The sequence below is a fragment of the Leptodesmis sp. genome (assembly GCF_052746595.1).
Window position 1 is genome coordinate 1 of the sequence record NZ_JBRAGO010000139.1, and the last position, 6789, is coordinate 6789.

At 49.9% G+C, this 6789-nt stretch carries 8 protein-coding genes; 4 read left to right on the forward strand and 4 right to left on the reverse strand.

What is annotated here, in order from left to right:
* Positions 1-67: 67 nt before the first annotated feature.
* The 3 genes from ACUVQO_RS21070 to ACUVQO_RS21080 all read left to right on the forward strand — a co-directional run bounded on the left by ACUVQO_RS21070 (position 68) and on the right by ACUVQO_RS21080 (position 1693).
* On the forward strand, positions 68-412 hold the full coding sequence (locus ACUVQO_RS21070; protein WP_445927791.1) for a hypothetical protein: 345 nt from the start codon (positions 68-70) through the stop codon (positions 410-412).
* 2 nt (positions 413-414) lie between these two features.
* Entirely contained in the window at positions 415-813 is a 399-nt protein-coding gene (locus ACUVQO_RS21075; RefSeq protein ID WP_445927792.1) for a hypothetical protein, read from the forward strand.
* A 193-nt stretch (positions 814-1006) separates the two neighbouring features.
* Positions 1007-1693: an esterase/lipase family protein gene (locus ACUVQO_RS21080; protein WP_445927793.1), complete on the forward strand. Its 687-nt coding sequence runs from the start codon at positions 1007-1009 to the stop codon at positions 1691-1693.
* Here the strand turns inward: ACUVQO_RS21080 and ACUVQO_RS21085 are convergent.
* The 4 genes from ACUVQO_RS21085 to ACUVQO_RS21100 form a co-directional block, all read right to left on the reverse strand.
* A complete protein-coding gene (locus ACUVQO_RS21085; RefSeq protein WP_445927794.1) occupies positions 1624-1929 on the reverse strand; it encodes a hypothetical protein in 306 nt (101 codons plus the stop codon). The two genes, ACUVQO_RS21080 and ACUVQO_RS21085, sit on opposite strands and share 70 nt — an antisense overlap.
* A 77-nt stretch (positions 1930-2006) precedes the next feature.
* The gene (locus ACUVQO_RS21090) at positions 2007-2354 is read right to left on the reverse strand and encodes a hypothetical protein (protein ID WP_445927795.1); all 348 of its coding nucleotides are present in this window, start codon (positions 2352-2354) and stop codon (positions 2007-2009) included.
* A gap of 18 nt (positions 2355-2372) precedes the next feature.
* The gene (psb28, locus tag ACUVQO_RS21095; protein ID WP_445927801.1) at positions 2373-2663 is read right to left on the reverse strand and encodes a photosystem II reaction center protein Psb28; all 291 of its coding nucleotides are present in this window, start codon (positions 2661-2663) and stop codon (positions 2373-2375) included.
* A gap of 218 nt (positions 2664-2881) precedes the next feature.
* A complete protein-coding gene (locus ACUVQO_RS21100; protein ID WP_445927796.1) occupies positions 2882-3391 on the reverse strand; it encodes a host attachment protein in 510 nt (169 codons plus the stop codon).
* A gap of 1187 nt (positions 3392-4578) precedes the next feature.
* Here ACUVQO_RS21100 and fusA point away from each other — a divergent pair.
* Complete coding sequence (gene fusA, locus ACUVQO_RS21105; RefSeq protein WP_445927797.1) at positions 4579-6630, forward strand: elongation factor G; 2052 nt, start codon at positions 4579-4581, stop codon at positions 6628-6630.
* The last annotated feature ends 159 nt before the right edge of the window (positions 6631-6789 follow it).

Below are 6789 nucleotides of genomic sequence, written 5' to 3' on the forward strand. Positions count from 1 at the left end.
ACCGTATGCGTAGCATTGGTGTCGGGAGGATGTCACTCCGCAATCTTTAAGGAACCAGAAAGAAGTCATGACCACCAAATACTTTTTTGGCTCACTCACTCGGATCAGCGATTTGCAGTCTCGCCCTTTCACAGTTGAGCCGCTTCCCCGCAGCCAATGGGCCACGGGGGATTATGTTGTGGGTCGTATAGTCCCCCCGGTGCATCTCCACTGCGCAGTGGAACTGACCACAGGCCGCATGGCAGAACTGCTGGAAGGCGATCGGGTGGTAGGTGCATTTGGAGTCCGACGAGCCACCCTGGAAGCCGTGGGAGACTGGCAGTCGATCGCGTGTTTGATTTTGTGGATGTGGGTTTGCCGTCTTCGGTGGTTCCGCCTGATGATTTCCGCGTGTCATTGCACCAGTTGTTAACTATGATTGTTGCTGAGAATCCCGATGTGGTAGTGGCCGAAGCGGGGGCTTCCCGGTTTGAACCTTATAATGGATCCATTGCCCTGGAAGAATTGCGCGAACAAGTCCACTGTACAGTTCTGTGTGCCTCCGACCCCTATGCCGTCATTGGTGTGACGCAAGCTTTTGGAGTAGAACCTGATTTCGTTACAGGTGCGGCTACCAGTACCAGCGCTGGGGTGCAACTGGTAGAAACTCTGGCCAAAGTTCCTGCACTGACCCTGCCTGCGGAAGAGTCCTTGTCTCAGTTAAGCCAAATTTTGCAGACCAAATTATCGCTACCCTCAGCCAAACTCTCTGCTGCCAGCAACGGTGAAAGGGGAGATAAAAGTATCGAGGTTCTAGCAGGCTTTGAACGCTGAAAACGTCATAATGCGAATTTGTTAGAACTGAATGCAATGCTGTTGGCCACTGCCTCAGGCGCTGCAGAGCCATCTGTTCGCACAGTATTATTGAAATACTTCGCTCAAACGGGGTTTGTTATTTCATCACGACAACTATTAGAACTGAAGTTTGATGAAATTCAACGGAAATTCATGAATACTGACTTAGAGAATGAACGTTTTACTGATTCACGGACTGGGACGCACCCCCCTATCACTGCTCAACCTGGAACGGCGGTTACAGCAGGCTGGCCATCACACTGAGTTATTTGGGTACTTCGCGTTCCACGAGTCCTACGATCGCATTGTAGAGCGACTGCAAATCCGATTGCACGCCCTGGCAATGCAAGGTAGTTACGGGGTCGTGGCTCATTCTCTGGGTGGGTTGCTTGTACGATCGGCCCTTGGCTCTCTACCCATTCTCCCACCAGCCCACATCATCATGCTGGGAACGCCCAACCAACCACCTCGATTGGCTGCTTATGCGTGGTACTTACCACCCTTTCAATGGTTTTCCGGTCAGTGTGGCTTTAATCTCACCAGTCCAGACTTCTATGCGGCTATGCCAGCATTACAGGCTCCCTATACGATCGTCGCTGGTACCTGTGGCCCCAGGGGCGTACTCAGTCCGTTCGGGATGGAACTCAATGATGGGATTGTCGCCCTCAGCGAAACGCGCCTTTCCAACCAGGATCGAATTGTCCAGTTAGACGTATGGCACACTTTTATGATGAACGATCGGGTTGTTCAGGAAACGGTACTCCAGTGTTTACAAGAAAATAGCCTGACTCAACCGCGTGACTCTAGAAGCCCGGAATCTCTCAAGATTCCAGGTTTCTTGGTAGAAGAGACCTCCTGAGTGAGCTGGTCTAGCTCAGCCTGCATGGTGTTGTGGACTGTTTCATAACACTCATGCACGTAGTCTGGATCGTGGGCTGCTTCCTCACCATAGCGTTCAAAGACGATCGGGGCACAGACTCGCATGTGGATCTGCACGGGGAAGGGAATGTTGGGCCAGGGGCCGATCGCAATTCCCCAGGGTAGACCCAAATAAATGGGCCACACCTCCGGATCGATGCCAAAGGGCCAGGGCATACCCCGTTGGTGAAGTTGCTGCAACTGCGGGTAGAGATCAGCCAGGATAATCAGGGTTTCATGTGCCCCGTGGGAAATCAGCGGAACGATCGGGGTTTCCGTCTCCAGGGCCAGTTTAATGAACCCGTGGCGACCCTGAAAGTGAATTTTGTGACCATATACAGGTCAGGGGTGACCATTCCCCCATTGTGCGATCCAATCAGCAGTACTCTCCCTGTGGCAGGAATGTGTTCCCAGCCGCTGGTTTGTACATGAAAGTAATCGTGATAAAACCAGTCCAACAGAGGCAACAACTGCCGAATCACCTCTGGATCGCGATCGTCCAGCGACCAACCATTCACGCTTGTGGAGGGAGCCAGGGTGGCTTGTGCTAATAAGTTGCAGAAGGTGTTGAAAGCGGAGACGAAACGAATCAATGAGGGCATGGATTAATGGACCGGCTATCAAGACGGAGCACTGGGGGCATTTTCTCCATAAACCATGTTATTGGCTTCTAAATAACGGTTCATGAATCGCATAAAGCGTTCCCAATGGTCATTCTGGCCGATCTCCAGTTTACATTCGACCCGTCGCAAGTCTTCTCCTTCTGGGCCTCCATACAGGAACCGTACCCCAGCGGGTTCAATCAGCATCTCGCCTTCTTCATCAATCAGATGCACTGCGTTGGCCGATCGCTTCCAGTAACTGCGAAAGTGCTCTAAGGATTCTAATTTATCAAAGTCAATACGGCCGATCTCTGACCAGACAGCTTATTGCGTCTCAGGCTCACACCACTTAATTCTTCTTGAACACCCGCAAAAATTTGGATGCTGGGACTTTGAGTGACCATAACTACCTCCCCTACACAATCAGGGCTGCTTGAATTTTCCCCCCCAATTTTCCGTGACGATTCACGGGCGATCGTCACTCGTTTCCACCTGATCTGATACTATCGGCAAATACCCTCAGGGTTCTAGGGGGGCACCATTTGAGCATTGGGCCTAGTTTGAGCGGGCAGCAAGGCTTTCTCAGCTAAATACTCATGCAACTCATGGGTGGACAGTTGACACAAATCTTTTGCTAGCTCAGAAACCTTCAAATTTTTCGGCAGATCGGGGATGAGCACTTCCCGCATGATCCCCAGAATCCTAGGTTCCGCCACCAACAGCAGTTGATGGGGCTGGCGTGTTTGCAGGAATTCGGTCAGCTTAGCAGCGATCGTCTGGGCAAAGTGGCGTTCAAACTCAACGAGATGATTTTCCCGATGATCGTCATAACCGTGAACCTGACCTGCGCTGCCGCGATTGCGTCCGGGCTTGGTATTTGACCACAAGTCCTGCCCCTGAAGCTCTTGAGTCGAACTGAGTAACGTGGCGACTTCAACTAATTTAGCACTGGGTTCGTACTCAGGAAACTCAGCGGGTTCCAGCACAAATAGCCTTGCCTTACTACTGTTAACAACAGCAACAACATAGTTTTGCATAACCCACCTCCAGGTACTCTGGATACCTGCATCCTACCTCGTATGAGTGTTGTAAAACACAATCTCGCACAAAGATTAAAATTCTCGACATCTTTCTTAAACTTTCTAATTCCACTTATTTCGTCGTTGCTTGACAAAGTCCTTAGCCGCTTCAAGACCGTTGAAGCGTTCTGGGTAGCGGTTGTGTAATACCCTCTTCCCATATGTTTTTTGACGGCATTGGGAGTAATGCATTACTTGTAACCAGGGGGCGCGGACATGTAAAGCAGTGGAATCGTTTGTCGGGACGGAAATCTTCCAGATACCAGGCTTCCCATTCCCCATCGTGATTGAGATCAATCCGGGGACTCAGTAAATAGATGATAGAATTCTCGCGATCGCTAATTTCTAGGACCATCTGCAAATATTCGACACGTAATTTTTTCGGATCCTGCTCATAGTCATAGACTAAGTACTCTTCGTCTGGAATCGAGAGAATTTTTAAGCGAATATACGAGTTACTGAAATTTAAATTTATAAGATTCTCTCACTTATATCATCCGATAAAATCATAGATCTAGTCCCAGGGACGGATAGCAAACTACTCAATTTCATCTATGGATCAGAGTTCATAAACAAAAAATAGTTAAATAGAAACCATTTGTAACTTTTATGAACTCCTGATAGAAGCGAGATTAAATCATTCTCAAACGAGCCTCTGCCTGGTCAATTTGTACTTCAGTTGCATCGGGTAGCCCAACCAACTGGATTCAATGACTGGATTCAATGATCTGGGATGGTAGTTTATCTCATTCGTATCTCATAGACTGTAGCGACTCCCGACTCCACCGCATCAGAAACCCCTCCCACTCGAAGGTACACATTAGAGATAACCTGATTAAGTGACTTGAAGCACTGGAGAAATACGACCCAGGAGGTCAGCATAATCGGTGATGACCAGTCGCAACTGGTATATGCCAGGTGGCAGCCGCAGTCCCTTGATCGTGGTGGTAACGATGAATGGCCGGAGCAACTGACTCTTTGGGTACAACAGCTTATATAAAGTCACTACTCCTAAAAGGAGTATGCTTGGTAACAAATAGGAGTATTTGCAGTAACACTGAAATAAGAAGGATCAGAGTCAAGTGGTAGTTAAGATTATCTCAGGCTGAACCCCCAATCCTCTTCCCTACAAGCTTAACCTTGCTATGAATTCCCTTAATCAAATTCGTAACATTGGCATCTCGGCTCATATCGATGCGGGAAAGACCACCTTGTCTGAACGTATCCTCTACTACACAAAAAAGATTCACAAAATGCATGAAGTGCATAGTGGAGATAGCGAGTCGGGGGCCACGATGGATTATATGGAACTGGAGCGAGAAAAGGGCATTACGATTACTTCTGCTGTAATTACCTGTTTCTGGAAAAATTACCAGATTAATTTAATTGATACTCCCGGTCATGTTGATTTTACGATCGAAGTTGAGCGATCGCTACGGGTACTCGATGGTGCTGTGCTGGTGCTGTGCGGTGTTGGAGGTGTGCAGTCTCAATCAATTACGGTCGATCGCCAGATGCGGCGCTATCGGATTCCCCGGATTATTTTCATCAACAAGTTGGATCGGGTAGGAGCCAATCCCTTTCGAGTGGTCGCTGCAATTCAGGAAAAGCTGGGTGTTACCCCCGTAGTGGTGCAGTATCCGATCGGGCTAGAAGCCCAATTTGCGGGTGTGATTGATCTGATTGAAATGACCGCTTCCTACTTTGAGGGAGAACATGGGGAAGACTGGATTCAACGGCCCATCTCAGCAGAACTGCTGGCAGAGGCTCAAGCCGCCAGAGACAAATTATTGGATCAAATCTCCCTGCGATCGGAAGCGATCACAGCCAAACTGCTTAACGGAGAAGATGTTCCCAGTAACCTGATCTGGGAAACGCTACGAGCAGGCACCTTAGCCCACGAATTTATTCCCGTCCTGATGGGATCGGCCTTCAAGAATAAAGGAGTTCACAATCTACTGGATGCCATTGGCCTGTATTTACCGTCTCCAGCAGAACGGGAATTAGTAACGGCGATCGATGGCACCACTGGCATCCGAGTCCCCATTGCCCCTGACCCCACCCAACCAGTTGTCGGCTTAGGCTTTAAGCTGACCGAGGATGAGTATGGCCCTCTCACCTACACCCGCCTGTATTCCGGCACCCTGAAGCAGGGCGATCGCCTCTACAATTCCCGCACCCAGAGAACTGTTCGCGTGGGGCGACTGGTGCGTCTGGAAGCCGGTCGCCGTCAGGAACTAAGCACGATCGCCGCTGGGGAAATTGTCGGCCTGGTGGGGATTGAATGTGCGGCTGGTGATACGCTGTGTTCTCCCGGTACCAATTTGTTTTTAGAAGGCATGGAAGTTCCCGAACCCGTAATGACAATCGCCATTACACCCAAAAGTAAAGCGGACAGTGATCGCCTCTCAAAAGCCCTGCAGCGGTTTGTGAAAGAAGACCCCACCTTGCACGTCAGCACCGATCCGGAGTCGCACAAAATCTTGCTATCGGGGATGGGAGAACTCCATTTAGAAATCTATCTGGAGCGCATGAAACGGGAGTATCACGCAGAAGCCTATATTGGTAAGCCAGCCGTGGCCTTTCGAGAAACCATTACCCGATCGGCTGACTTTGATTACACCTTCAAACGCCAGGCTCCAGGACATGGCCAGTTTGCCCACGTCATCGGTCGCTTAGAACCCTGTGATCAACCCTTTATCTTTGAAAATCGAGTGACGGAGGGGGCGATTCCGCCATCCTGGATTCCGGCCTGCGAACAGGGTTTCCGGGACGGCTTAAAAACAGGCTGGCTGAAGGGCTATCCCGTGATTGGGCTGAAGGTAATTCTGGAGGGCGGCAGTTTTCATCCCACCGAGTCTTCCGACATCGTCTTTCGCATCGCGGCTCGACAGGCGTTTGAAGATGCCTTCAGGCAGGCCAATCCCATTCTCTTAGAACCGATGATGAAGCTGGAAGTCGAAACCCCCAGCGAGTTTGTCGGACGCATTCAGAACAAATTGCTGGCTCGTCGCGCCCTATTACTGGGGTCAGAAACCCGCAACCAGGACACGATTATCTGGGCCGAGGTACCCCTCCTGGAGATGTTCAGCTATGCCAGTGAGTTACGATCGCTTTCTCAAGGCATGGCCACCTTCTCAATGGAATTTGCCGAATACTGGCCGCTCCCGAAAGAGTTGACTGATCAGGTAAGGTGAAGCTCTCCAACAATGGAGGCTTACCTCCTTCCAGTGCTGAAGATCTCAGTAACACGCGATCGCCCCCAGGAAGATCAGGATCTTTCTTGGTAATAGGACAGTGTTAGTGAGTAACATCGCGATCGCAGTAAGAAAAATCAGGATGTTACTGAGTAACGC

What these genes read in the sequence shown, in the direction of transcription:
- ACUVQO_RS21080 (WP_445927793.1), top strand. Translation starts at nt 1,007, where the DNA reads ATGAACGTTTTACTGATTCACGGACTGGGACGCACCCCCCTATCACTG.
- ACUVQO_RS21075 (WP_445927792.1), top strand. Translation starts at nt 415, where the DNA reads ATGATTGTTGCTGAGAATCCCGATGTGGTAGTGGCCGAAGCGGGGGCT.
- ACUVQO_RS21085 (WP_445927794.1), bottom strand. Translation starts at nt 1,929, where the DNA reads ATGCCCTGGCCCTTTGGCATCGATCCGGAGGTGTGGCCCATTTATTTG.
- ACUVQO_RS21070 (WP_445927791.1), top strand. Translation starts at nt 68, where the DNA reads ATGACCACCAAATACTTTTTTGGCTCACTCACTCGGATCAGCGATTTG.
- fusA (WP_445927797.1), top strand. Translation starts at nt 4,579, where the DNA reads ATGAATTCCCTTAATCAAATTCGTAACATTGGCATCTCGGCTCATATC.
- ACUVQO_RS21090 (WP_445927795.1), bottom strand. Translation starts at nt 2,354, where the DNA reads ATGCCCTCATTGATTCGTTTCGTCTCCGCTTTCAACACCTTCTGCAAC.
- ACUVQO_RS21100 (WP_445927796.1), bottom strand. Translation starts at nt 3,391, where the DNA reads ATGCAAAACTATGTTGTTGCTGTTGTTAACAGTAGTAAGGCAAGGCTA.